At 39.9% G+C, this 26,492-nt stretch carries 23 protein-coding genes and 1 tRNA gene; 19 read left to right on the forward strand and 5 right to left on the reverse strand.

Annotated features, from left to right (window positions below; genetic code table 11):
- Window positions 1-4 precede the first annotated feature (4 nt).
- The 4 genes from VOI46_RS05145 to VOI46_RS05160 all read left to right on the forward strand — a co-directional run bounded on the left by VOI46_RS05145 (window position 5) and on the right by VOI46_RS05160 (window position 3,109).
- Complete coding sequence (locus VOI46_RS05145; protein WP_004587288.1) at window positions 5-280, forward strand: YfcL family protein; 276 nt, start codon at window positions 5-7, stop codon at window positions 278-280.
- 151 nt (window positions 281-431) lie between these two features.
- On the forward strand, window positions 432-1,991 hold the full coding sequence (locus tag VOI46_RS05150; RefSeq protein WP_324738178.1) for an AbgT family transporter: 1,560 nt from the start codon (window positions 432-434) through the stop codon (window positions 1,989-1,991).
- A gap of 141 nt (window positions 1,992-2,132) precedes the next feature.
- Window positions 2,133-2,597 (forward strand): hypothetical protein, encoded by a 465-nt coding sequence (locus tag VOI46_RS05155; RefSeq protein ID WP_004587286.1) that lies wholly within the window; start codon window positions 2,133-2,135, stop codon window positions 2,595-2,597.
- Between the two features lie 32 nt (window positions 2,598-2,629).
- The gene (locus VOI46_RS05160) at window positions 2,630-3,109 is read left to right on the forward strand and encodes a hypothetical protein (RefSeq protein WP_004587285.1); all 480 of its coding nucleotides are present in this window, start codon (window positions 2,630-2,632) and stop codon (window positions 3,107-3,109) included.
- Between the two features lie 206 nt (window positions 3,110-3,315).
- Here VOI46_RS05160 and VOI46_RS05165 read toward each other — a convergent pair whose 3' ends face one another.
- Window positions 3,316-5,133 (reverse strand): DEAD/DEAH box helicase, encoded by a 1,818-nt coding sequence (locus VOI46_RS05165; protein ID WP_004587284.1) that lies wholly within the window; start codon window positions 5,131-5,133, stop codon window positions 3,316-3,318.
- 162 nt (window positions 5,134-5,295) lie between these two features.
- Window positions 5,296-5,559, reverse strand: coding sequence for a GrxA family glutaredoxin (locus VOI46_RS05170; protein WP_004587283.1), 264 nt, complete (start codon window positions 5,557-5,559; stop codon window positions 5,296-5,298).
- A gap of 261 nt (window positions 5,560-5,820) precedes the next feature.
- Between VOI46_RS05170 and VOI46_RS05175 the strand changes: the two genes are divergently transcribed.
- From VOI46_RS05175 to VOI46_RS05190, 4 genes are read left to right on the forward strand one after another with little or no spacing between them, the layout of a single operon-like run.
- On the forward strand, window positions 5,821-6,021 hold the full coding sequence (locus VOI46_RS05175; RefSeq protein WP_138726280.1) for a hypothetical protein: 201 nt from the start codon (window positions 5,821-5,823) through the stop codon (window positions 6,019-6,021).
- Complete coding sequence (locus VOI46_RS05180; RefSeq protein WP_282337658.1) at window positions 6,015-6,842, forward strand: response regulator; 828 nt, start codon at window positions 6,015-6,017, stop codon at window positions 6,840-6,842. The genes VOI46_RS05175 and VOI46_RS05180 overlap by 7 nt, the downstream gene beginning before the upstream one ends.
- Before the next feature lie 21 nt (window positions 6,843-6,863).
- Window positions 6,864-7,460 carry an isochorismatase family cysteine hydrolase gene (locus tag VOI46_RS05185; RefSeq protein WP_004585874.1) on the forward strand — a complete coding sequence of 199 codons (597 nt, stop codon included), beginning with the start codon at window positions 6,864-6,866 and terminating at the stop codon, window positions 7,458-7,460.
- Window positions 7,453-10,272 (forward strand): PAS domain-containing hybrid sensor histidine kinase/response regulator, encoded by a 2,820-nt coding sequence (locus VOI46_RS05190; RefSeq protein WP_004585875.1) that lies wholly within the window; start codon window positions 7,453-7,455, stop codon window positions 10,270-10,272. Before VOI46_RS05185 ends, VOI46_RS05190 begins: the two co-directional genes overlap by 8 nt.
- 521 nt (window positions 10,273-10,793) lie before the next feature.
- Here the strand turns inward: VOI46_RS05190 and VOI46_RS05195 are convergent.
- Window positions 10,794-11,974, reverse strand: a protein-coding gene (locus VOI46_RS05195) for an IS3 family transposase (protein ID WP_086004320.1) whose coding sequence is annotated in 2 segments (ribosomal slippage) — window positions 10,794-11,716 and window positions 11,716-11,974 — 1,182 coding nt in all. Because the reading frame shifts where the segments join, the coding sequence is not laid out codon by codon here.
- A 66-nt stretch (window positions 11,975-12,040) separates the two neighbouring features.
- Between VOI46_RS05195 and VOI46_RS05200 the strand changes: the two genes are divergently transcribed.
- The 3 genes from VOI46_RS05200 (at window position 12,041) to VOI46_RS05210 (ending at window position 14,308) form a co-directional block, all read left to right on the forward strand.
- Entirely contained in the window at window positions 12,041-12,826 is a 786-nt protein-coding gene (locus VOI46_RS05200) for a sigma 54-interacting transcriptional regulator (RefSeq protein WP_004585878.1), read from the forward strand.
- A gap of 258 nt (window positions 12,827-13,084) precedes the next feature.
- On the forward strand, window positions 13,085-13,615 hold the full coding sequence (locus VOI46_RS05205) for a peroxiredoxin-like family protein (protein WP_004585879.1): 531 nt from the start codon (window positions 13,085-13,087) through the stop codon (window positions 13,613-13,615).
- 246 nt (window positions 13,616-13,861) lie between these two features.
- On the forward strand, window positions 13,862-14,308 hold the full coding sequence (locus VOI46_RS05210; protein WP_004585880.1) for an Hsp20 family protein: 447 nt from the start codon (window positions 13,862-13,864) through the stop codon (window positions 14,306-14,308).
- A 58-nt stretch (window positions 14,309-14,366) separates the two neighbouring features.
- On the opposite strand, the gene VOI46_RS05215 is transcribed toward VOI46_RS05210, so the two are convergent.
- Both VOI46_RS05215 and VOI46_RS05220 read right to left on the reverse strand, forming a co-directional pair.
- Window positions 14,367-15,923: a cryptochrome/photolyase family protein gene (locus VOI46_RS05215; RefSeq protein ID WP_004585881.1), complete on the reverse strand. Its 1,557-nt coding sequence runs from the start codon at window positions 15,921-15,923 to the stop codon at window positions 14,367-14,369.
- 90 nt (window positions 15,924-16,013) lie between these two features.
- Window positions 16,014-16,475: a globin gene (locus VOI46_RS05220; protein ID WP_004585882.1), complete on the reverse strand. Its 462-nt coding sequence runs from the start codon at window positions 16,473-16,475 to the stop codon at window positions 16,014-16,016.
- Between the two features lie 403 nt (window positions 16,476-16,878).
- Between VOI46_RS05220 and VOI46_RS05225 the strand changes: the two genes are divergently transcribed.
- The 8 genes from VOI46_RS05225 (at window position 16,879) to pnp (ending at window position 26,379) form a co-directional block, all read left to right on the forward strand.
- Window positions 16,879-16,955 (forward strand) — tRNA-Met (locus VOI46_RS05225).
- A 280-nt stretch (window positions 16,956-17,235) separates the two neighbouring features.
- A complete protein-coding gene (gene rimP / locus VOI46_RS05230) occupies window positions 17,236-17,691 on the forward strand; it encodes a ribosome maturation factor RimP (protein ID WP_004585883.1) in 456 nt (151 codons plus the stop codon).
- 38 nt (window positions 17,692-17,729) lie between these two features.
- Window positions 17,730-19,229 (forward strand): transcription termination factor NusA, encoded by a 1,500-nt coding sequence (gene nusA, locus VOI46_RS05235; protein ID WP_004585884.1) that lies wholly within the window; start codon window positions 17,730-17,732, stop codon window positions 19,227-19,229.
- A 25-nt stretch (window positions 19,230-19,254) separates the two neighbouring features.
- Window positions 19,255-21,912, forward strand: coding sequence for a translation initiation factor IF-2 (gene infB, locus VOI46_RS05240; RefSeq protein WP_004585885.1), 2,658 nt, complete (start codon window positions 19,255-19,257; stop codon window positions 21,910-21,912).
- A 109-nt stretch (window positions 21,913-22,021) separates the two neighbouring features.
- A complete protein-coding gene (gene rbfA, locus VOI46_RS05245; RefSeq protein WP_004585886.1) occupies window positions 22,022-22,429 on the forward strand; it encodes a 30S ribosome-binding factor RbfA in 408 nt (135 codons plus the stop codon).
- A complete protein-coding gene (gene truB / locus VOI46_RS05250; protein ID WP_004585887.1) occupies window positions 22,429-23,373 on the forward strand; it encodes a tRNA pseudouridine(55) synthase TruB in 945 nt (314 codons plus the stop codon). Before rbfA ends, truB begins: the two co-directional genes overlap by 1 nt.
- A 109-nt stretch (window positions 23,374-23,482) precedes the next feature.
- Window positions 23,483-23,752, forward strand: coding sequence for a 30S ribosomal protein S15 (rpsO, locus tag VOI46_RS05255; protein ID WP_004585888.1), 270 nt, complete (start codon window positions 23,483-23,485; stop codon window positions 23,750-23,752).
- Window positions 23,753-24,252: 500 nt separating this feature from the next.
- Window positions 24,253-26,379: a polyribonucleotide nucleotidyltransferase gene (gene pnp, locus VOI46_RS05260; RefSeq protein ID WP_004585889.1), complete on the forward strand. Its 2,127-nt coding sequence runs from the start codon at window positions 24,253-24,255 to the stop codon at window positions 26,377-26,379.
- Window positions 26,380-26,492: the final 113 nt, after the last annotated feature.

A 26,492-nucleotide genomic window follows, 5' to 3' on the forward strand; every position in this document is an offset into this window, starting at 1 on the left:
CACAATGAGTTTAGTGAATTATATTGATGCTGCGCAGCAATACTTTGATGATTTAGTAATTAAAGCAACAGATGATGAGCTGTTCGCTGGTGGTTACTTGCGCGGACATTACGACCTTGCAGTAGGCTATGCAGAAGTAGAAGAGCTGACAATTTCTATTGATGAGCTCAACGAAACCGTGGAGCAAAGCTTAGTTAAAGCATACCGCAATGGCGAGCTAAACGAAGAAGATAAAACCTTGGTTGTTAGGCTTTGGGAAGAAGTGAAAGCCCTCGCTTAACCAATGTTTAGTTCACAATTATAAAAACGCGGCGACGATAACGAAGCCGCGTTTTTTTATGCTCTATTTGTGCCCATAATAGATTTATTAGTTAATTTACTGTTACAAATTAATAGTATATTGTTACTTAAACCTATTTTGGGAGCTTTAAATGAACAATAATAATCAAGCTGCGGTACCTACTGGGTTAATCGCGCGTTTTTTAAACTTTGTGGAGCGAGTTGGTAACAAACTTCCCGATCCAGCGATTATTTTCTTATTCGCTATGTTACTTATTTGGTTGTGCTCGTGGTTACTGTCGGGGGTGAGCTTTGACGCGTTAGACCCACGGACAGGCCAAGCCATTGTTGTAAATAACCTATTAGAGGGCGACTCACTCGCCTCATTTTTATCTTCTATGGTAAAAACCTTTACAGGCTTTGCACCGCTAGGGGTGGTACTGGTTGCCATGTTAGGTGTGGGAGTGGCTGAGCACTCAGGTTATATCAATACAGGCCTTAAGCTAATGCTTAAAGTTACCCCAAGGCAACTGCTAACCCCTTCAGTCATTTTGGTAGCTATTGTAAGCCATACAGCAACCGATGCTGGCTACGTATTAGTGATCCCATTAGCGGGTGTTATTTTCTTTGCCGCAGGGCGACACCCATTAGCGGGTATTGCAGCCGCATTTGCTGGTGTGAGTGGTGGATTTGGCGCTAACTTTATTCCATCAGGAATAGACCCATTACTGCAAAGCTTTACCCAAAGTGCGGCGCAAATTATTAACCCCGATATGTCGATTAACCCCCTTAATAACTGGGCGTTCACTTCTGCCTCGAGTTTATTTATTGTGTTATTAGGCTGGTATATCACTGACAAAATAATAGAGCCTCGGTTAAAAAACACAGCACTTAATGAAGACACCCAAAACTTACCCGCGTTTGATGAAGCTAAAAGTGATGAAAAACGCGCTTTTTTTATAGCCAGTAGCGTAATGATTGCAGGACTTGCTTTACTTGCGTTTGTATCCGCTCCTGCCGATTCAGCAATGCGCAGTGCCGATGGCTCACTGACTAATTTTAGATCGCCCCTGATGCAATCTATCGTGCCTTTAATCTTTTTATTATTTTGGATACCCGGTGCCGTGTATGGTTTTACCGTTGGTACCTTTAAAACCTCAAAAGATATGATAGATGCGATGAGTACCGCGATGAGTGGCATGGCCTATTACATTGTAATGGCGTTCTTTTGTGCGTTGTTTATTGCTGCGTTTTCTAAGTCTAACTTAGGGGCATTAATGGCCATTGAAGGGGCGCAGCTTTTAAAAGCAATGGAGTTACCCAGCGCCGTAACGGTTGTGGGTATTATATTTTTAACCGGCTTTGTAAACTTGTTCGTTGGCTCAAGCTCAGCAAAATGGGCATTACTGGGACCTATTTTTGTACCAATGTTAATGCAGCTAGGTATATCACCCGATTTAACCCAAGCGGCTTACAGAATCGGAGACTCTAGCTCAAACATTATTACCCCACTTATGCCGTATTTCCCATTGGTTGTGGTGTACTGCCAAAAGTACGTAAAAGATACTGGTATAGGCACGCTCATCGCGCTTATGATCCCTTACTCAATCGCGTTTATGATTGGCTGGAGTATTTTCTTGCTAGGGTATTGGGCACTCGGTATTCCGTTAGGGTTAGATGCTAGTTACGTTTATCCGGCAGTTGCACCGTAATAGAGTATAAATGAGAAGTGCTCATATCAGCCTTACCGCGGAAGTGGTAGGGCTTTTTTGAATATTAAATTAAGAATAATTTATTAAATCGGATTAAATAATGGCTTTTGACTTGAATGTGTACTGAAGGACTTAAAGTATATGAATAACAATAAACAGATTACTAGTGTGTTCACATATTCATATTTTTGGATAGCCATAACTATACCGCTTAGCTTATCTTTTTTACTGATGGGTTTTATTTTTATAAACGATGGATTATCAATTGAATGGCCGAGTAAAGAAACATTATCTGTTTTCTTAGAGTATATGAATGTTCCTTTATGGATTTTAGGTTCAGCTTTACCTCTTGCTACTTTAGCAACCGCTAACTTTCGAGCATTACAGTTTCAATCTAATTTGAATTACCAGGAAAGAACAATAGAAAGGCAAGAATTTGAGCATAAAATAGATCTCTATCATAAAGAGTTAACTCTATTTAAAGAAAAATTTTCTGCAGTTATATTCAATGGTAACTTTAAATGCATTCGACCTGAAGATGCCACACTAATTTTTACTCGTTTTTATCCAAAACCAGCAAAAAAGAAGATCCATATTTCGAGATAGATATTAAAAAAATAGAGTATATATATGAATTTATGAAACTATTCGAAGCTAAGGTTTTTGAATTAGGGAAAATAGCAAACACCAAACGAAATAAGCAGGAGTTTATAAACTTATTGTTTCCAGAGTTTTCGGAAGAGCAAAAAATAGAACAAGAAAATTCTATAAATATATACACCTTAAAAATTATATATCTTTTAGGGATTATGGACGCGACTATATTACAAGTATGTAGTGCTATAGGTACTCGCCACTTTTCAATTCAAAAAGAACCTATTACTTTAATTATAAAATTAATTATAGATATTTACGCATTACAAACTAGCTTTCTTGACGATGGAGAATCTAAATATAGTTTTTATTTCTCTCAAAAAAGACAAAATGCCTTAGTCGATATTTTAAATTTATGGATAAAATATAGTTCAATTTCTAATGTTAATAAAGATGAATATACCGCTGAAGATTTTCGACATGAATGCTTTATAACTGAAATATTGAGAAGCCAGCGCGAATGAAGTTAATAATAATTACAACATATAAAATTTGAGTGGCTTTCCATAGAGGGTTACTTGTAGTGGAGGTAAAATTATACTGACTTTTATTCGAGTCCAAGATGCAATTAAAAGCTTAGGTACATACTGAAAACTGATAGCTAAATACTAAACACAAAAAAACCTTGGCACTTTCGTGGCAAGGTTTTTTATAACGTAAGCTATAAAGCTTAGTTAGATGTGAAGCTCACAGGGCGACGTTCTTTACGAGGACCGCCACGCTTATCACCGCGTTGGTTGTCTTTGTTAAAGCTACGCTTTTTATCACCACTTGGGCGCTCAGCGCGTTCACCACGAGGCTCAGCTGGGCCTTGATCTTGTGTTAGTGTCATACCCATTGGGCGTTTACAAATAAACACTTTTTGGAAGTGATCAAGTACATCTTTAGGCATGTTTTGCGGTAATTGTACCGTACTGTGACTGTCGTGTAGACGAATGTCACCAATAAACTTGCTTGAGATATCAGCTTCGTTAGCAATCGCGCCAACAATGTTTTTAACCTGTACACCGTGCTCACGACCCACTTCGATACGGTAAGTATCCATAGGGCCTGCATCGCGGCTGTTACGCTCGCGAGGTTTACGCTCAGGGCGGTCACCACGTTCGTTACGACGACGGTCATTACGATCGCCACGCTCGTTACGTGTATTACGCTCGTTGCGAGGTTGAATTTTAACTTCTTCAACTTTAATTGGCGACTGTTGCTGTGCTAAACACAGTAATGCACCCGCTAGGTCTTCTAAAGATAAGTCTAGTTTTTGTGCCATGCTAGCAGCAACTTCATTGAAGAACGTAATGTCTTTGTTTTCAAGAGCAAGCGTAAGCTTTTCTTTTAAAGCATTAATACGTTTTTCTTCAACTACTTTAGCTGTAGGTAGCTCAACCTGTGCAATTTCAGACTTAGTATGACGAATGATATTTTTAAGTAAATAACGTTCGTTATGCTTAACAAATAAAATTGCTTTACCAGTACGACCAGCACGACCTGTTCGGCCGATACGGTGAACGTAGGCTTCTGAGTCTTGTGGAATATCGTAGTTGATAACTAAGCTTAAACGGTCTACATCAAGACCACGTGCTGCTACGTCTGTTGCAATAACAACGTTTAGCATACCGCTTTTTAAGCGATCTACCGTGCGTTCACGTGCTTGCTGGTTCATGTCACCATTAAGTGGCGCAGCAGAGAAACCTTCGCGCTCTAGTAACTCAGCAAGTTGCACAGTGTCGTTACGTGTACGTACGAAAACAATAGCACCTTCGTATTGCTCTGCTTCTAAGAAACGAACAATGGCTTTGTTTTTGTGTACGTGTGCATTCCAAAACACTTGCTCAACAGATGATACAGTTGAGTTACGCGCAGATATATGAACCTGTTCAGGGTTATTCATATATTTGCTGCTGATGTTTTGAATTTGCTTAGGCATGGTCGCAGAGAAAAGACATGTTTGCTTTTCGCGCGGTGTTTTTTCCATGATGTTTTCAACATCATCGATAAAGCCCATACGTAACATTTCATCGGCTTCATCAAGTACAAGTGCTTGTAAAGCATCAAACTTGATAGTGCCACGGTTTATGTGATCGATTAATCGACCCGGAGTAGCAACAATAATTTGTGCGCCACGACGAAGTGCGCTTAATTGAATGCTGTAGCTTTGGCCACCGTACAGTGCTAATACTTCAACACCACGAGTACCTTTTGCATATTGTTCAAATGCCTCAGCAACTTGGATCGCAAGCTCACGTGTTGGTGTGAGTACAAGGATCTGTGGCTGTTTCACAGACGGGTCAATATTGTTTAGTAACGGCAGTGCAAATGCTGCAGTTTTACCTGTACCCGTTTGTGCTAGTCCCAGTACGTCCTTTCTTTCTAGCAATAACGGTATACATTGAGCTTGGATTTCAGATGGTGTCTTGTAACCCAACTCTTCAACTGCCTTTAAAATTGCAGGAGAAAGATTTAGAGATTCAAACGTGACTGGTTCTGACATTAATACGCCTCAACGAATTTAAAGAGGCGCGCATTGTATAGGAAATACGAGGCAATTGCTTGTATAAATTACAACTAATTTGTATGTGGTTGATGTTGGTCGAAATTTAACCAGTTTAAATATTTGATTTTTTAAACTGGTTAACAAGCTATATACAAAGCGTTATTTATATAGGCCTAGATTTTCTTTTGCGTAAGCTTCAAATTCAGTAAATCCACCAATGTGAGTTTGATCTACAAAAATTTGTGGCACAGTTGGGCATGGTTTTCCTGCAGACTTTTCTAAATCCGCTTTGCTAATGCCTTCTTTGATAATATCGATGTAACGAAACTTAAAATCATCACGCTCATTTGATAGTTGCTCGGCAACATCTTTAGCACGTACACAAAATGGGCAGCCTTCGCGGCCAAAAATTACTGTAAGCATAATACTCTCCTCAATTTAGTTGGGTTCATATTAAACGATTAATTAATAATTTAAAGCGCAAAAAATCGATTGGTTAATTCTGTTTTACTGTTAACTCACTTAATTACTCATTTGCCATGCATTTTGAATTGCAATTTGCAAAAGCGCATTTATGCAAAGGATGTGTAATTTTTAAATCTAATGAATTCATCGTATTAGTAAAGACGCTGCAAGTGGCATGTAAATTGATATTTAACTACAGAGCCATTCTTATTAGGAACGATGATGAGTAATAACAGCCATGTTTTAGAAATTATTCAAGGGGTAATTGCGCGCTTTTGCAAAGCAGACAACACAAATGTGGCAATTACACTCATCAACAAATTACAGTGTAATTATATTTGTTTACAGGTGTCTCCTGAGCAAATGATTATCCAGTGTGAAGCGTTTATTTTACCTTCGCTAAAAGCCATTTTGTGCTAACAGTAGAGGCCAATTTACAGGGTATTAATTTAAATTACTGGGTAGATTCGAATCCTGAAATGCACACCATTGATATACACGGTTTACTTGCAACCCGTGAGCCAATTTCATCGGTAGATACAAACAAAGAGCTTATTAGCGCAGCTAATAGTAAAGTCGACTTAGAGCAAAGTATTCATTACCTAGTTAATTTAAGTGCGCAAAACTATGGTTTAAAACTCGCCGACAGCAACCATACCAACGCTTTAAAAATTGAAGATTCGCGTCACCTATCTGCAGAGCAACTTGCGAGTAACGTTTTAAATAATGGGGCGTCTCAGAGTATAAAAATTTGCGCATTTAATGCGCTCAGTGAGCTGCAAAGCCATCACGCTATTTCTCAACCTGTATTGGCGTGGCCGTTTTTTGATACTGACTTAGTAAATGCGGTTAATAATTTAAATACCCACAGCAAATTATCTGTATTGGTTGCTGATGACAGCTTGCCAAGCCAAGTTGCGACCAAAGTCATGCTTGAAATGCTTGGCTGCGCAGTAACCTGTGCAGAAAATGGCTCAAGTGCCTTACTTATTGCCCAGCAAGAACCTTTCGATTTACTGCTGTTAGATGAGCGTATGCCAGGTATGTTTGGCAGTGATGTAGCTCAGCAGCTTATTAAACAAAACACCCCAAACGACAACACGCCAAAAGTTATTTTAACGGGCATTACTGAGGAGCAACAAATTGCTCAGTTGTTCGAAAAAGGGGTGACGCACTATCTTCAAAAACCGGTAACAAAAGCTGTATTAGAAGAGTTTATTAAGCCTTGGCAAGCTGCCTAAAGGCCCGTTTAGGAGGACGTTATGAACGATTTATCAAAAACAGCTTTGCTGCTCATTGGTTTTCAAAATGATTACTTTTCGCCTGATGGCATTTTATACCAAGTGGTTGAAGAGTCATCAAGAGTAACCGGTGTGGTAAATAACACGTTAGCGCTGCTTGACAAATACATAGATAAATTTGCATTAGTGCTCAGTACGCCTATTCACTTTACACAAGATTATAGCGAGCTTAAAAACCCAATTGGTATATTAAAAGTGATTGCCGAAGTAGGGGCTTTTAAAGCCGACTCTTATGGTGCTCAAGGCATTAAAGAGTTTGATAAATATGGCAAACGTATTATGCAAATACCCGGTAAACGCGGGTTAAATGCGTTTACTCATACAGAGCTTGCAAATGTGCTTAATAAAAATGGCATCACTAACATTGTTTTAGCAGGCACGGTGACCTCTATTTGCATTGACTCTACGGCGCGCTCTGCGGTAGAGCTTGGCTTTAATGTGACGGTACTTAATGACTGTACATCAAGCAGAACGCCGTTTGAGCAATCATTTTACTGTGAAGAGGTTTTTCCGCTTTATGCCAAGGTGTGCAGCCATACAGAATTAGTAAATGAATGAGGCGCATATGGAAGAAAAAGACGAGCTACAAGTACAAGTTCATTACGCGCTAATAGAGCAGCTTTCTGCAAATACCCGCAGGCAAACTAAGTTACTTGCCTTACTTGATGAATGTGTATTTGAATGTGATAAACATTTAGTGTTTAGCTACGTGAACGAAGCATGGCTTAATAAGTTGGGTTTTACGCCGGCCATGCTCATAGGTAAAAAAATCACATCGCTGTTAGAGACCAAAGACTCGTTAAAGCTGTCAGCGTATATTGAGTCTATTTTTGAAGGCGTTTTTAGTGCCAGTATAGAGCTGCAAGTAAAAAATAATGACGGCCTTACTAACTGGTTTGAAATGCGCTTGGCCTGCGACGATAGCGGCGGGTTTATTGGCTCGTTACACGACATTCAACGACATAAAGACTACCAATACTTACTCACCCAGCAACAAGAGTACGCTAAGCGACTTTCTTTAGTGGCAAGCCACACCAATAATTTAGTTATAATTACCGACCGATTTGGCAAAATAGAATGGGTTAATAAAAGCTTTGAAACGCTTACTAGTTATAAATGTGAAGAAGTCATCGGGCTTAGCCCTGGCAAACTGTTGCAAGGGCCTAAAACAAGCCTAGAGTCGCGCCAGTTAATGGCTAAAGCGATTAAAAATGCCGAGCCTTTTCAAATAGAAACCGTTAATTATGATAAAAATAAAAACGAATACTGGGTTGCTATTGATGCCACCCCCGTAAAAGATGATGACGGTAATGTTAAGCATTTTATAGCCATAGAAACCAACATTACCCAGCGTGTAAAAGCTGAACAAGCCATGGCTGAAATAGAATATAACTACCACTCTGTGGTCGATAACATCCCTGATATTGTATTGAGGTTAGATGCGCAGGGCGGTTTATTGTTTATGAACAAAGCATGGCAAAATTTTTTCCAAATAGACATAAATAAACACCTTGGCTTACCCATTGCTAATTTTGTAATGGGTGAGGATGTGGAAAAGCTAAACACAGCTCTTACAGGCTACAGTAGTGGCAACCGAGAAGTTAAACGTTTGGATATTAGGTTAACCAACGCGCTTAATGAGCCAAATTGGGTTGAAATGACCCTCACACCAATTACCTCATTTAATGGCACACACTTAACGTCTATAGCGGCGACCGTGGTTGATATTCAAGAACGTGTGATAGCTGAACAAATACTCTTAGATGCTAAGCACCAGGCTGAATCGTTGGCTGAGTCTAAAAGTCGCTTTATGGCCAATATAAGCCATGAAATACGCACACCTTTAAATGCAGTGATTGGCTGTGCAGATATCTTACACGACACGGGTCTCACAACAGATCAAAAACGTTACACCCAAATGATTAAAACAAGTTCAGATGCATTATTGAGTATTTTAGATGACGTGCTGACCTACTCACGCTTTGAAGCGCAAGCAATCTCAATAGATAATCAGCCATTTAGCCTCGATATTTGCTTAGAAGAGGCTATTGATATTGTAAGTGAAAGCGCCGTGCAAAAAGGCCTCGAACTTATTTTTGATCTGCACCCTGATGTTCCTGCGCAGGTGGTGGGCGATCATGGTCGTATAAGGCAAATTGCAATAAATTTACTCTCAAATGCCATTAAGTTTACTCAAAAGGGTTCACTTATAGTGACAGCACAGTGTGTTGAGTTTGAAAATAATAAATTTACGTTGCAGCTTAGCTTTAAAGATACAGGAATAGGGATTGCGCAAAACAAGCTCGAGAGTATGTTTAAGCCGTTTATACAATCGGATAACTCTATCACTCGGGAATATGGCGGCAGTGGCTTAGGTTTAGCCATATGTAAGCAAATATGTGATGCTGCAGGGGGCAGCATTACTGTTAACTCGCAGTTTGGTAAAGGGAGTGAGTTTATTGTGAATTACCCTTTATTAATAGATACAAGCGAGCAGGTGCAAAGAGAAGGCTTTTCTGCCAGAGCCAAAAAGCCCTATGTGTGTGTGATAAGTAAAAACTTGTCACTAAACAAGGCGGTAGAGCATATGCTTACTCGCCATTCGATAGATTTTTCACGCCTTGAAAACATCGAAAAGCTAGACAGTATCAATACGCCCGACGCTATTGTTACCACTAATAAAGCCGATTTAGACGCAGCGCAACAATTTTTAAAAAGTTACAAGAGCCTAAATAAACCGTGTTTATTACTCATAGACCTACTGGGTAAAAACCAAAAAACAGAGGCGCCGAGCTCTGGTATGTTGATGTTTAATGGGCCTTTTAAGCCTTCGCATTTGCCCAGAGCGATTGCTGCGCTTGAGGAAGAGCTTTTTCATCTTGATATTATTTTTACTAATAAAAAAGAAACCACACTAAACACAGCCACTATTAATGCTCAGCCATTTAAAGGTACGCACGTACTCGTGGTTGAAGACAATAAAAATAACCAAATTGTGATTCAGCAATTTTTAGAGCAGCAAGGGTGCTTAGTTAAAATAGCCAGTAATGGGCAAGAGGCGATTGAAAAAGTTAAAACGCAAACAATAGATTTAATATTTATGGATATTCAAATGCCAATTTTAGACGGTATTTCTGCCACTAAAAAAATCAGAGAGTTAGCTATTGTCACCCCTATTATAGCGTTAACAGCGAATGCGATTCATGGCGATAAAGAGCGTTTTATTAAAGCAGGAATGAATGACTATTTAGCTAAACCAATTATTAGCGAAAAACTCAATTTGCTCTTAAATCAATACTTACCAAAACTTAATGACGCTAAACACTCTAAGTTAGAGCGCATTAACGAAATTTGGTCGTTATTAAAGTAACAAGCAATGCAACCGTGCTTTTAGGTTAATAGTTACTGGTGGCCTTAAGGTATTTATGATTAAAGTTTTTAGTTGTTAAGTAAACAAACATAAATAGTGGGTTTAGCAAAAATTTAACCTCAAAAGGTTAAAATTGACTGTTTTCTCAAAAAAAGCGATGGCATTGAGTAATGCATAGTCAATTACTTTTACTGCCTAAAAAGCCTTAATGTATTAAGCAAAACTGTAAATAATGCTGAAATACTAATCCTTTTTAATTGATTGGGTTGTGTAGGTTGGTTCTTAATAATTATTTTTAAATTGGTTTGCATTTTGCAAATCAAAATGAAATTGAATCTCATAATGCAAATATCCGCTCAGCTATTTTTTATTATCCCTATCAAAGTAATTAATTTACCCATTGATTTATAAATACTTAAATTTTTTATCATCATTAAATTTATTATGGCATGGCTTTCGCAATATAAACACCAAGTAGAGCGAAGTTATCATTGATATAAATTTGCTAAGTAGTGTAGTGGTCAACTAATTTTGACCACAGTTTTAGAATCTTGATATCTAACCTCAGATTCATTCGGCGCTAAACCGGCATTATAATGATGCGGCCTAACGTTGTTGTAATATCCGTTGATATAATCACTCACGCTATATTTAGCATCTATAAAATTTCCATATCCAACCTTTGGCATCCATTCCTTCTTAAAGCTTCTAAAAAATCGCTCCATTGGTGCATTATCCCAACAGTTTCCACGCCTACTCATACTTTGTTTGATTTTATAGCGCCATAAACGTTGACGATATTTTAAACTTGTATAATGACTACCTTGGTCTGAATGAAACATCAGTCCTGTCGGTTTTCCTCTGCTTTCATACGCGAGTTCAAGTGCTTTTAGCGTTAAATTAGTATCTGGCGACAACGACATGGCCCAGCCAACTACTTTACGTGCAAATAAATCAATAACAACGGCTAAATAAGCCCAGCGATTACCTACCCAAATATACGTCACATCACCGCACCATACGGTATCTGGCTCAACAACATCAAATTGTCTATCAAGCAGGTTTGGAATTTCAAGGTGTTCATTACCGCCGCGTTTATATGAATGTTGAGGTACTTGGCAGCTTTCAAGCTTTAATTTAACCATTAGCTTAGCAGCACGATAACGACTCAATTCAAAATCATTGTTCGTTGCTATTGCCGCGATTGTCCGCGCCCCAGCTGAGCCGCCGCTCATTGCATGTATTGCTCTAACTTCAGCTTCTAGCCTTATTTGCTCTGGTGTAGGCGTTGTATCCCGTATAGCCCAATATTTGTAGCTGCTACGATGCACATTGAATACGTTACACAGCACACTAATTGGGTAACGCTCTCGTTGGTTTAGTTTCTCAATTAACGAGAATTGTTCAGGGAGTCGGACATCAAGAGAGCGGTAGCCTTTTTTAATATATCCTTTTCTAATTCGATGCGTTGAATTTGCTTTTTAAGTTCGCGGATTTCAATTTGTTCGGGCGTCATTGGCGAAGCAGATGGTGTCTGGCCACTCCGCTCTTGCTTTAATTGAGTAACCCACTTACTAACGGTTGATTTACCCACCCCCATCGCTTTGGCTGCTTCTTCTTGAGTATAACTTTGGTCAACTACAAGCTGAGCTGTTTCTAATTTTATTGCTGAAGAATACGTTGCGCGTTTTAATTTCGTCATTTTTTCACCCAAATTTGTATGCTTATCAGCATAACATTTCTTTCTTAATGGGTGGCCAAATTAACTATGCCACTACAGTTATTTGAGTCAGAGTTTTTTGGCCATGTAAAAGGGGCCTTTAGCGGAGCGCTAAGTGACAGGAAAGGGGCTGTAGAAGTTGCAAACGGTGGTACTTTATTTTTAGATGAGCTGTGTGAAATGGAGCTCAACCTACAGGCTAAGTTATTGCGTTTTTTACAAACGGGTGCGTTTAATCGGGTAGGTAGTAGCGAGATTTTACACAGTAATGTAAGGCTAGTGTGTGCAACAAATAGAAGCCCTGTAGTCGAAGTTGCCGAAGGGCGTTTTAGAGAAGATTTATACTATAGGCTTAATGTTATTCCTGTAAAGTTACCTCCGCTACGCGAGCAAGCTGGCGATATAATGTTGCTTGCAAAGCATATTTTAAAGCAAAAAAGTGAAAGTAACGCTAAGTTATTCCATCGCTTTTCAAAAGAAGTTGAAAACCTTTTTTGTAACTACGATTGGCCAGGTAATATCCGTGAGCTGCAAAATGTTATCGAAAATATCGTTGTTATCAACGAGGGTGACGTAGTTGAGTTAGATATGTTGCCAAGCTCATTTGGTGTTAATTCTGCTATTCCAATCAAAAATACCAGCTCGTCTCAATCTGCGGAGCAAATACAAACTAACTCGCTTATGGGCGTACACGACATAGAGCCCCTTTGGCAGGTTGAAAAAAGGGCAATAGAGTCGGCAATAGCCGTATGCGATGATAACATTCCACTTGCTGCGGCCTATTTAGGCGTAAGCGCCTCGACTATTTACAGAAAAATAAAAGGTTGGAGTTAGCTTTACGTTTCTTGCTCACATCTTCTTGGTGTTTATACTGTGCTAATGCTACTTAAAAAGAGCAAGGTGCCTGTTTTATCTAATATTTTATTATTCTGCTTACAGCTTATAATTCTCCTAATCACATTAAAGAAGGCTACTTAATAAAAGCGAGTCGCCTGTCATTTCGTTCTCAGTTACATTTTCATGGTTGAAATAAACAAAGATACCCTAAGCTCTATTACTACACCCTAAGTTTAATAGTAAAAGGAGATCACAATGAGTAACGTTAATTTACAGCCAGCGAGTGTAATGCAGCCTTTAGTGGTAAGCGATTTAGATAACAATGACGTGAATTTAGTTGACCGCGTAAGCGACAAACCTTGGAAAATGATAGTGGTGTACAGAGGCCAGCATTGCCCTAAATGTACCGAGCAACTCAACGAGCTTGCAACAATGCATGACGATTTTGCCAGCGCAGGTGTAGAAGTTGTAGCAGTAAGTGGCGATAGCGAAGAGCAGCTTAAAAAGCATCTTGAAAAAATAGACGTAAATTTCCCTCTTTATTACAATTTAACCATTGAGCAAATGACTGATTTAGGCTTATACATTAGTGAACCGCGCAGTGATGCTGAAACAGATCACCCATTTTCTGAGCCTTGTATTATTGTTTTAAACGAAGACAACCAAGTACAGATGCTTGATAAATCAAATAGTCCATTTGTTCGCCCAAGCCTTAAGCAGGTGCTAGGCGGTATTAAATTTTCACGCGAAAACGACTACCCAATTCGCGGTACTTTTATTAAGTAAAGTGTATTGAGTAATTTGATGAATATACGAAAAGGGCACTTTTTTGTGCCCTTTTTTATTTTTTTCACTTTTTTTAATTTAATTACTTGAAAACTATTTTACTGCCCATAAATAGTTTAGTGAGGACGCCTGATGGGTCCCAAAAAAGACAGAAGTTATTGAAATTTATATTATTAATTTAATTGTGTTGTACTTGTTCAAAGGAAAAGTAACAACATTATATCGCTTAAATATGAGGATATTATTATGCGTACAGTAGACTTATCACCACTTTATCGTTCATTCATCGGCTTTGATCATTTAGCATCTTTAATGGATGCGGCAGCTCGCACAGACAAGCAGCCTAGCTTTCCTCCTTATAATATCGAAGCACTAGATAAAGACAAATACAGAATCACTATGGCCGTTGCTGGTTTTAGTGAAAATGAACTGACCATTGAGTCAGAGAACAACACTTTAAAAGTTGCAGGCACTAAACCAAACAAAGATGAAAATGAAGAGCGCAAGTTTATTCATCAAGGTATTGCGGAACGTAACTTTGAGCGTAAGTTTCAACTAGGGGATCATGTAAAAGTACTCGGTGCCGATTTGGCCAACGGTCTGCTTAGCATTGATCTGGAGCGCGAAATCCCAGAAGCACTTAAACCTCGTAAAATTGAAATTGGCGGTGGAAACCTAATCGAAGGTAAATAATCGCTAATAAACATTTTCCCTGATTGTAGCCGCCTCAACTGAGGCGGCTTTTTCGTTTTTATAACTCGTTTATATGCGTTAAATAATAATTTGCTTGGGCTAAGGTCTGCTGTTGAAGTTGAGGTGTTTGTTTATCCCAGTTTCTATAAACCATGCCAATGCGTGGGTTTTTTTCAAGTAATGCGCGGTGTTTATCCATAAATTGCCAATATAAGCTGTTGTAAGGACACGCCTTCTCACCTATTTTTTGCTTAACATCATAATGACAGTTTTTGCAGTAATCGCTCATTTTATTGATGTAATTACCACTGGCTGCATAGGGTTTAGTGGCGATAATAGCATCATCTGCAAATTGGCTCATGCCACGGGTGTTAGGCATTTCAACCCATTCAATGGCATCAATATAAACCCCTAAATACCACTGGTCGACTTCATTAGGGTCGATGCCTGTTAATAAGCAAAAATTACCAATGATCATTAATCTTTGAATATGATGAGCGTATGCGGTGTCTAAGCTCTGCGTTAATGCATGGCTTAAACAGTTCATTTTTACATTACCCTGCCAAAAGTACCCTGGTAACGACTGGTTGGCCTGTAATTGGTTTTTTTGTGCATAGTCGGGCATGTTTGTCCAATATATACAGCGAACATATTCACGCCAACCTAAAATTTGCCTAACAAAGCCCTCTACTTGGGAAATCGAAATTGTGTCGGGATGAGCATTAAATTCGTCAATTACACGCCTAATAACGTACAGCGGGTGGATTAACTTGGCGTTTAAAGCAAATGATAAACGGCTATGGTACAAGCTGGCGTTATTTGTAACTTGGTCGGTCATTGCATCTTGAAACTGGCCGAAATTTTTTAGCAGGTGGGTACAAAAATATTCTAAACACGTTTTAGCTTGTTTGCGAGTGAGCGGCCACGGCAGCTGCTGAGGATTTATTTCACCAAAGTAATTTACGTTATGTTTTTTAAGTCTGCGAATGATAGAGCTTACATCGTTATTAAATAATTTTGGCGGGGGGATAGCGTTTAAATCTGCTTTTTTAAATTTGTTTCTGTTATTACTATCAAAGTTCCATTGACCTCCTTGCGGGCTACTCCCATCCATAAGAATAGTGTATTGCTTACGCATAGCGCGATAAAAGTGCTCCATAGTCACATGTTTGTTTTTTTCAAACCGCTCGTTAATACGCTCGAATGGCAGCATAAAATGCTCGGTGTCATAGGCTTTAACAAGAAGATCAGACTCTTTTTTAAATTTACTTAGCTGTGCTTTGAGGCGAAATTCATCAGGGTATTGATAATGTATTTCACTGCAACGATACTGTTTGGCTATGCGCGTGAGTAAATCAGGCAAGGTTTTGTCTTGGTGGGTATCATCAAGGGTGAGGTGCAGTGTGCTGTAATCCGCGCTTTGTAAAGCTGTAGCAAAACGCTCCATCGCATAAAAAAAAGCACATAACTTTTGCACATGGTGCTTAACGTAATTGGTTTCTTGTTTTAACTCGGCAATTAAATAAAGCGTATCAGGCTCTTTTTCTTTAAACCACGAATGCGAAGCATTAAGTTGATCACCTAAAATTAGGCGCAACACTTTATAATGAGCCATAAACCACCTAAATTTAGTTGTACGTAAAAAGCGACAACGTGGATCTAGGTAGTTTGCTCATACGTGCATAAAAGCTAAAGCTTGTATTACTTAAAGCTTACTTGTGCGAAGTTGAGTGATTTTTTGCTCAAGCGAAATAACATTTGTTTTGTTAAACAAGGTTGTATTAGCAAAACTTTCAAAATAACGAAGCGCTTTTTGCCAAGCAAATTGTGTTTGTGCGGTGAATAAACGCCCTAAGTGCTCGTTTAAGGTATCGTAAAAGGCATCGCACAGTAGCGATATTTCTTTTGGCGTAACGCCCATCTTTTTTAAGTATTGCAAGTGAAAGGTTAAAAATGGGGCAACAGAAGATGGGTTATCTAAATGCCTAACTATACGTTCTAAAACACAATATAAAATATAACTTTTTTCGTTAAAATAAGCGGCACTTGGATACTGCATTGTTATATTTGACTCTTCAAGCTTTGCATGAAAGCGCGCGGTAAACGCATGAAAGTTTGGCTTAACTATATGCAAACTTTTAATTAACTGTGGCTGATAAGTATTCATTAGCAATCTCATTAAATTTTGTAATTTTTATTTTTATCCACATCGGTGAGCTTTTAGTATAGTGCGTTGCTCAAATATCGCACGTAATCTAAACGTAAAAAGCACAAAATTGTATCAGTTTTATAAATTTTAGATATTTTATTTATGAATATCCGGCTTTTTACGTACATATTAGTGGCGTTACGATTACCATTTTAACGTCTGCATAATCATAGTACATACTGGTGAAGCTTAAAATGGGGGTTCACTGATTTTATCAAACTTATTAGTTATTATGGTTGCTAATTACCCCGTATATCCTTATAATAGCCGCCATTGTTTAGCGGTTGATTAACCACTAACAGCGATATTGAATTTTAGGTTTAATATCTATTGGCGCGGGATGGAGCAGCCTGGTAGTTGGCGCGGGATGGAGCAGCCTGGTAGCTCGTCGGGCTCATAACCCGAAGGTCGTCGGTTCAAATCCGGCTCCCGCAACCAATTTTTATAGTAGGTATATCCTTACTAATTCTATATCGCGCATTCTAAGTAATGCGCGTTTTGCGTTTAAGCTAATGTAGTTTAATTTGGTCAGTGTAATGACCCGCAGCCAAGCTTGGCCTGAGGCCACACAGTTTTATGCTTTATTGGTGTGACGCCCCGCTTGGTTCGGGGCGTTGTTGTATCTGCACCATTGATTTATGGCTTTGTCATTAAATCAAAACTTAAACTCAGTATTTTAGGGCTATAAGCCCTTTTTTTGTTTGTATGGAGGATTTTCGTGACAAAACTTGAGCAAGATTTATTAACCATGCTTACGCCTGCAGTAGAAATGTTAGGCTTTGAATTACATGGTCTTGAGTTTGTACAAGCAGGCCGCCATTCTACCTTAAGGGTTTATATTGACCATGAGGATGGAATATCTGTTGATAATTGTGCGGATGCGAGTCGCCAAATTAGTGCGATTTTAGACGTCGAAGACCCAATTACAAACGAATATGATTTGGAAGTATCGTCTCCTGGTGTTGATCGTCCATTATTCAAACAAGATCACTACGAGAAGGCGCAAGGAGAGGAAGTACGCGTGCGTACTAAGCTTCCACAAGACGGTCGCCGTAATTTTAAAGGCGACTTAGTAGCAGTTAGCAGTGATATGATCACACTTAAAAGCGATGGCGAAGAGCACTTAATCATGCTTAGCAATATCGAACGTGCGAACATCATCGCAAAGTTTTAATTCGAGTGCGAAGGAATAGGGCAAGCGAGGCATTACCCATGGCAAAAGAGATATTATTGGTTGCTGAAGCCGTTTCCAATGAGAAAGCGGTTCCAAAAGAAAAGATTTTTGAAGCGTTAGAGTTCGCTCTAGCAACAGCGACAAAGAAAAAACACGATGGCGAAATTGAAGTACGTGTATCAATTGACCGTAAAACCGGTGATTACGACACGTTCCGTCGTTGGCAGATTGCAGAAGTTCAAGAAGATGGTTCTTTAGAAAACCCTTACAGCGAAATCACATTAGAAGCAGCTCAAGTTGAAGAACCTGACTTGCAACTGGGTGATTATGTTGAAGAACAGATTGAATCTATCAAATTCGACCGCATAACTACACAAATGGCAAAGCAAGTTATCGTACAAAAAGTACGTGAAGCTGAGCGTGCTTTAGTTGTAGAAGCTTATAAAGATCAAGAAGGCGAGCTAGTAACAGGTGTCGTTAAAAAAGCAACACGTGATGCAATCGTACTTGATTTAGGTAACAACGCAGAAGCGGTTATTTACCGTGACGATATGCTGCCACGTGAAAACTTCCGTCCAGGTGACCGTATCCGTGGTCTTCTTTACGAAGTTAAACCTGAAGCACGCGGCGCACAGTTATTTGTAACGCGTTCAAAACCAGAAATGCTGATGGAATTATTCCGCATTGAGGTGCCAGAGATTGGCGAAGAAATGATTGAGCTTCGTGCTGCAGCACGCGATCCGGGTTCACGCGCTAAAATCGCCGTTAAATCTAACGACAAGCGTATTGACCCAGTAGGTGCGTGTGTTGGTATGCGTGGTGCACGTGTTCAAGCTGTATCATCAGAACTTGGTGGCGAGCGTGTTGATATCGTACTTTACGATGACAACCCAGCGCAGTTTGTTATTAACGCAATGGCACCGGCTGAAGTAGCTTCAATCGTAATGGATGAAGACACTCATTCAATGGATATCGCTGTAGAAGCTGATAACCTAGCACAAGCAATTGGCCGCAATGGTCAAAATGTTCGTTTAGCAAGCCAATTAACTGGCTGGGAACTAAACGTAATGACTGTTGAAGACATGCGCGCTAAAAACGAAGCAGAGTCAGATAAGTTAATTAACTTATTTACTGAAAACTTAGATATTGATGATGAATTTGCATCATTACTTATCAACGAAGGTTTCTCAACACTTGAAGAAGTAGCGTATGTGCCGGCTTCTGAGTTTTTAGAAATCGACGGCCTAGATGAAGAAACGGTTGATTTACTGCGCTCACGTGCAAAAGATGCATTAACCACTAAAGCGCTTAAAACGGAAGAAAGCTTAGAAGGTGTAGAGCCTGCTGAAGACTTACTTGCGCTTGAAGGCTTAGAGCGTCATCTAGCATTTGTTATGGCAAGCAAGGGTGTAATTACACTTGAAGACTTAGCTGAGCAAGGTATTGATGAATTGGTAGATATTACAGAGCTAACACCTGAAAAAGCAGGTGAGCTAATTATGGCTGCACGTAATATTTGTTGGTTCGCAGACGAGTAATTTATTAACGGAGGTATTACACACTATGGCAGAAGTAAATGTTGAAAAACTAGCCGGCGATATAGGTACAACTGTTGATAAATTGCTTCAGCAATTTTCACAAGCGGGTATCACTAAAAAAGCAGGTGATAATGTAACTGAAGCTGAAAAAGCACAGTTACTTGATCACTTAAGCAAATCGCACGGTGGTACTGGTTCAGATGGCCCAGCACGTATGACTTTACAACGTAAGAGCAAAAGCACATTAAGTGTAACGGGCTCTACGGGTAAGGCAAAAGCTGTTCAAGTTGAAGTTCGCAAAACACGTACTTACGTGAAAAAGAGCGCAATGGAGCAAGAGCAAGAACAGCAACGTCTAGCCGCTGAAGAAAAAGCGCGTATCGAAGAGCAGCAAAAAGCTGCACAAGAAGCCGCTGAATTAAAAGCGAAACAAGAGGCAGAACGTAAAGCAAAAGAAGACGCTGATCGTAAAGCCAAAGAAGAAGCTAAACGCAAAGCAGATGCAGAGCGTAAAGCTAAACAACAGCAGATGACCCCAGAGCAAAGTGCTAAGTCTGAGAAAGATCGCATCGAAGCTGAGCGTCTGCAGAAAGAAGCAGAAGAGGCCGCATTGAAGAAAGCTGAAGAAGAAGCGAAACGTCAAGCAGAAGAGGCAAGAAAGCTAGCTGAAGAAAATGAAGCTCGCTGGAAAAAAGAAGAAGAAGAACGTAAGAAACGCGAAGAAACCGCGGATCACCATCTTACGACTTCTACTTATGCACGTGAGGCAGAAGATGTTGCCGATGCACGTGATGAGCAAGGTTCACGCCGCGCGAAGAAAAAGAAAAAAGCCCCAGCAAAAGATAAATTTGCAGGCGCTAAAGGCCGTAAAGGCAAGCTAAAAGCACCTACATCATTGCAACATGGTTTCCAAAAACCAACTGCAGATGTTAAAAATGAAGTGCGTATTAGCGAAACAATTACAGTAGCTGAGCTTGCATCACGCATGGCTGTTAAAGGCGCTGAAGTTGTTAAAACAATGATGAAAATGGGTGACATGGTTACCATTAACCAAGTGATTGACCAAGAAACAGCACAACTTGTTGCTGAAGAAATGGGTCACAAAGTTATCATCGTTAAAGAAAACGAATTAGAGCAAACAGTACTAAATGACCGTCATGAAGATGGTAAGTCTGAGCCGCGTGCGCCAGTAGTAACTGTAATGGGTCACGTTGACCATGGTAAAACATCAACGCTTGATTACATTCGTTCAGCTAAAGTTGCATCAGGCGAAGCCGGTGGTATTACACAGCACATTGGTGCATACCACGTTGAAACTAACGGCAACATGATCACTTTCTTAGATACACCAGGTCACGCCGCGTTTACATCAATGCGTGCACGTGGTGCTAAAGCGACAGATATCGTAATCCTAGTGGTTGCAGCTGACGATGGTGTAATGCCACAAACTAAAGAAGCGGTACAGCATGCTCGCGCAGCTGGCGTTCCTTTAATCATTGCTGTAAACAAAATGGATAAAGAAGGCGCAGATCCAGATCGCGTTAAAAACGAGCTAGCTCAGCTAGACGTTATTCCTGAAGATTGGGGCGGCGATACGCAGTACGTTCATATCTCAGCTAAAACAGGCTTAGGTATTGATGACTTACTTGAAGCTGTTCTTATGCAATCTGAGCTTTTAGAGCTTCGTGCTCCATCAGAAGGCATGGCAGCAGGTGTTGTAATTGAATCTCGTCTTGATAAAGGACGTGGTCCGGTTGCTTCTATCTTAGTTCAATCAGGTACCCTTAACCAAGGTGATATCGTACTGTGTGGTCTTGAATACGGCCGTGTTCGTGCAATGAAAGACGAAAACGGTAAAGACATTAAATCAGCGGGTCCTTCTATTCCTGTTGAGATTTTAGGTCTATCTGGTATTCCGGCTGCAGGTGATGAAGCGACTGTTGTTAAAGATGAGCGTAAAGCGCGTGAAGTTGCTTTATACCGTCAAGGTAAATTCCGCGACGTTAAATTGGCTCGTCAGCAAAAAGCGAAGCTTGAAAACATGTTTACTAACATGGCTGAAGGCGATGTATCAGAAGTTAACGTGGTACTTAAAGCAGACGTTCAAGGTTCAATCGAAGCAATTTCAGACTCACTAACTAAGCTTTCTACTGATGAAGTAAAAGTGAAGATTGTTGGTTCTGGCGTAGGTGGTATCACCGAAACTGATGCAACACTTGCTGCTGCATCTAACGCAATCGTAGTTGGCTTCAACGTTCGTGCTGATGCATCTGCACGTAAAGTGATTGATACTGAAAACTTAGACCTTCGCTACTACAGCGTAATCTACGCGCTAATCGAAGAAGTTAAGCAAGCCATGTCTGGTATGCTTGCTCCTGAGTTTAAGCAAGAGATTATTGGTCTTGCTGAAGTGCGTGACGTGTTTAAGTCTCCAAAAATTGGCGCAATTGCTGGTTGTATGGTTACTGAAGGTACTATTAAACGCAGCGCACCTATTCGTGTACTACGTGATAACGTGGTTATTTACGAAGGTGAGCTTGAGTCACTACGTCGCTTTAAAGATGACGTTCAAGATGTTCGTAACGGCATGGAATGTGGTATCGGCGTTAAGAACTACAACGATGTTCGCGTTGGTGACCAAATCGAAGTATTCGAAACAGTTGAAGTACAACGTACACTTTAATTGCTCGTAAACTAAGATTGTAAATGGGGGCTTTGCCCCCATTTCTGTATCCATTATTTAATTAACTTATTATTTTAATTCAGTAAGTTATGATTTTAGGAAAACAATCATGAGAGAATTTTCTCGCACTGATCGTGTTGCTCAGCAAATTCAAAAAGAAATTGCTGTAATTTTACAACGCGAAATTAAAGATCCGCGCTTAGGCATGGTGACAGTGTCTGCGGTAGAAGTATCGCGCGATTTATCTTACGCAAAAGTTTTTATTACGGTGTTTAATACCGAAGATGAAAACAAAGCAAAAGAAAGCGCAAAAATACTTAACGAAGCAACGGGCTATATCCGCTCGTTACTGGGTAAGCGTATTCGTGCTCGTATAATGCCTGAGCTTAAATTTGTAGTAGATAACTCACTAATGGAAGGGATGCGTATCTCTAACTTAGTGGACTCGGTTATTCGCGAAGATAACGCTAAACATGTTGATGATGAAACTGATAGCGAAGAAGGCACTAAAGACTAATGGCAAGACGCAGTAAAGGCCGTCCGATTGATGGTATTTTGTTGTTAAACAAACCTCAAGGCATTTCATCGAACAAAGCCCTACAGCAAGCTAAAGGTATTTATTTTGCCCAAAAAGCTGGCCATACCGGTGCGCTAGACCCACTGGCCACTGGCATGTTACCTATTTGCTTTGGTGAAGCGACCAAGTTTACCCAATTTTTGCTCGATACAGATAAAACCTATGTGGTAAGAGCAAAGCTAGGTGAGCGTACAACTACCTCTGATTCAGATGGCGAAGTGGTTGAAACCCGTGATGTAAACGTTACCACTGAACAGTTAGCTGCAGAAATTGAAAAGTTTTTAGGCGAGTCAGATCAGTATCCATCAATGTACTCAGCGCTTAAATATGAAGGTAAGCCTTTATATAAATACGCGCGTGAAGGCATTGAAGTACCGCGTAAATGCCGAAAAATAAACGTGTTTAGCTTAACGCTTGATGAGTTTGACGAAGCAAATAACGAAGTACAAATGACCGCCCATGTATCTAAAGGGACGTACATTCGTACCATTGTTGATGATTTAGGCGAAAACCTAGGCTGTGGCGCACATGTTATTATGCTGCATCGCTCAGCGGTTGGCCATTACCCTAAAGATAAAATGGTATCGCTTGGGCACCTTGAAACCTTATTAGCCAAGGCTAAAGAAGAAGAGGTGGCCCCTTCTACATACCTTGATGAATTACTATTGCCAATGGATAGTGCATTGGTTGATTTACCCGTTGTAGAAATTAGCAAAGAGCAGGGCGTTTCGTTTAGCCATGGCCAAGCAGTCGTACTAGGCACTGATTTACCCGAAGGGGCAATTAAAGTTCTTGCTGATGGTGTGTTTATTGGCACCGGTGAGCGCAACCCTGACGGGCATTTAAAATCAAAGCGTGGCTTGTCTAATCAGCAACCCGAGTAAACTTTAACTTGTAGTTATTCTCATAGTTGGTAGAATACGCCCGCTTAATCGTTTTGGCTGAATTAGTGATCGGCTAAAGCACCTATTAAATTTAACTTTTGGAGTTATTATGTCACTAAGCAATCAAGAAAAAATCGATATCATTGCTAAATTTGCACGTGCTGAAGGCGACACTGGTTCACCTGAAGTACAAGTAGCTTTACTTACTTTTGATATCAACAAGCTTCAAGGTCACTTTGCTGACCACAAGCATGACTTCCACTCACGTCGTGGTCTGCTTCGTAAAGTAAGTACTCGCCGTAAATTGCTTGATTACCTTAAAGGTAAAGATATCTCGCGTTATACTGCGTTAATCCAAGAGCTTGGCCTACGTCGCTAAGAACTTGATTACGAGAAAAGGAGCTTTATAGCTCCTTTTTTTGTGCCTAAATTTAACGCTTCACACTCCATCGTTAACTTAACCTCCCTTTAATATAAATAACACCAACCTTGTGCTAGCACTTAACAATTAAGGTTAGGCAACGCTTGCAACCACTGCGTTAAAATTATCTTTAAGAACAATTTAATAGCGAATTATTCACCTAGCTATCTAAAGGTTTTTCATAGCTAAAAATTACACGCTTAATTAAACGCTTTGCGATAAAACAATTAAAAAATAATGTGGCAAAAGCGATTACGTTTTATCTTTGGGTAGGCTCGCAATTTTACGTCGCTTTGGTATATACTATGCGCGTAGATAAATAGGTTATCTGCAGTCATTAAAAATTTTGCCAATTGTAGTACTTAATTGATTTCCAACTGAATACAATTATGTACTGTAATTGGCCCTTTTAATGACACTTATTAATGAAATATAAAAACATTTAAGGAATATTTTAAGTGCAAGCAATTATTAAAGAATTTCAACTAGGTCAACACACAGTTACCCTAGAAACAGGTGCAATCGCACGTCAAGCAGACGGCGCAGTATTAGCAAGCATCGGCGACACGTCAGTATTAGTTACTGTAGTTGGTAAGCGTGAAGCTCAACCTGGTCAAGACTTTTTCCCACTAACAGTTAACTACCAAGAGCGTATGTACGCTGCTGGTCGTATCCCTGGTGGTTTCTTAAAGCGTGAAGGTCGTCCTAACGATGGCGAAACACTTATTGCACGTCTTATTGACCGTCCAATTCGTCCACTTTTCCCAAATGGTTTCGTAAACGAAGTACAAGTTATTGCAACCGTTGTATCTGTAAACCCTGAAATCCAACCAGATATGGTTGCGATGATTGGTACATCAGCAGCACTTGCTATCTCTGGTATCCCATTTAGCGGCCCAATTGGTGCGTCACGCGTTGGTTACATCAACGGTGAGTATGTACTTAACCCAACACTAAAAGAGCTTGAAGAAAGCCAACTTGATTTAGTAGTTGCAGGTACTGATAACGCAGTACTAATGGTTGAATCAGAAGCTGACGTATTAGCTGAAGACGTAATGCTAGGTGCGGTTGTATACGGCCATGAGCAATCTCAAGCTATTATCAACGCAATTAACGAATTTAAAGCAGAAGCGGGCAAGCCTACATGGGATTGGTCTGCACCTGAGAAAAACGTATCGCTTGAAGAAAAAGTAGCTGAACTTGCTGCTGATAAAGTAGGTGAAGCTTACCGTATTACCGATAAAGTAGCGCGTAAAGAAGCATTAACTGCAGCAAAAGACGCTGTAATTGAAGCGCTTACAAGCGAGCTTGCTGAAGATGAAACACTTGATAAGCAAGAAGTAGGTAAAGTATTTGGTTCTTTAGAGAAGAAAATTGTACGTGGCCGCATCACTGCTGGTGAAAAACGTATCGATGGTCGCGAACCAGACATGATCCGTGCATTAGACGTAATGACAGGCGTATTACCACGTACTCACGGTTCTGCAATCTTTACTCGTGGTGAAACTCAAGCATTAGTTACAGCTACACTTGGTACAGAACGTGATTCACAGTTAATCGATGATTTAACGGGTACTCACAAAAACCACTTTATGCTTAACTACAACTTCCCTCCATTCTGTGTAGGTGAAACTGGTTTTGTAGGTTCTCCTAAGCGTCGTGAAATTGGTCACGGTAACCTAGCTAAGCGTGGTATTTCTGCTGTAATGCCTACACTTACTGAGTTCCCTTATTCAATTCGTGTTGTATCTGAAATCACTGAATCTAACGGTTCGTCTTCAATGGCATCTGTTTGTGGTACGTCACTAGCTCTTATGAACGCGGGTGTACCAATTAAAGCGTCTGTTGCGGGTATCGCGATGGGTCTTGTGAAAGAAGATGAGAAGTTTGTTGTTCTTTCAGATATCTTAGGTGATGAAGATCACTTAGGTGACATGGACTTTAAAGTAGCAGGTACTACTAACGGTATCACTGCACTACAAATGGATATCAAGATTGAAGGTATCACACAAGAAATCATGCAAATTGCGCTTAAACAAGCAAAAGCTGCACGTTTACACATTTTAGGTGTGATGGATGAAGCGATTTCTGCTCCTTCTGAAGAATTATCAATGTTTGCTCCTCGCATCTACACTATGCAAATTCCTGCTAAGAAGATTGCTGAAGTAATTGGTAAAGGTGGCGCTACAATCCGTCAACTTACTGAAGAGACAGGCACAACAATTGAAATTGAAGACGACGGTACAATTAAGATTGCTGCAACAGACGGTGAAAGCGCGCAAAACGCAATTACACGTATTGAGCAATTAACAGCAGAACTAGAAGTAGGTACTATCTACACTGGTAAAGTTGTACGTATTGTTGACTTTGGTGCGTTTGTAAACATTCTTCCTGGTAAAGATGGCCTAGTGCATATTTCTCAAATCAGCACAGAGCGTGTTAACAACGTAACTGACCACTTAAGTGAAGGTCAAGAAGTTAAAGTTAAAGTACTAGAAGTAGACCGCCAAGGCCGTGTACGTCTAAGCATTAAAGAAGCAATGGAATCAGCAGCACCTGCAGCTGATGAGTCGAAAGACGCATAATTGCTAAACTTTAACCCGTTAATATACGCGGGATAATAAAAAAGGGGCTGTTTAGCCCCTTTTTTTATGCTTTAATGAAACCTTATTAGACAAGGTCTGTCTTATTTTTATTG

The organism is Pseudoalteromonas sp. CuT4-3, from assembly GCF_035666335.1.
GTDB classification, from domain to species: domain Bacteria; phylum Pseudomonadota; class Gammaproteobacteria; order Enterobacterales; family Alteromonadaceae; genus Pseudoalteromonas; species Pseudoalteromonas atlantica.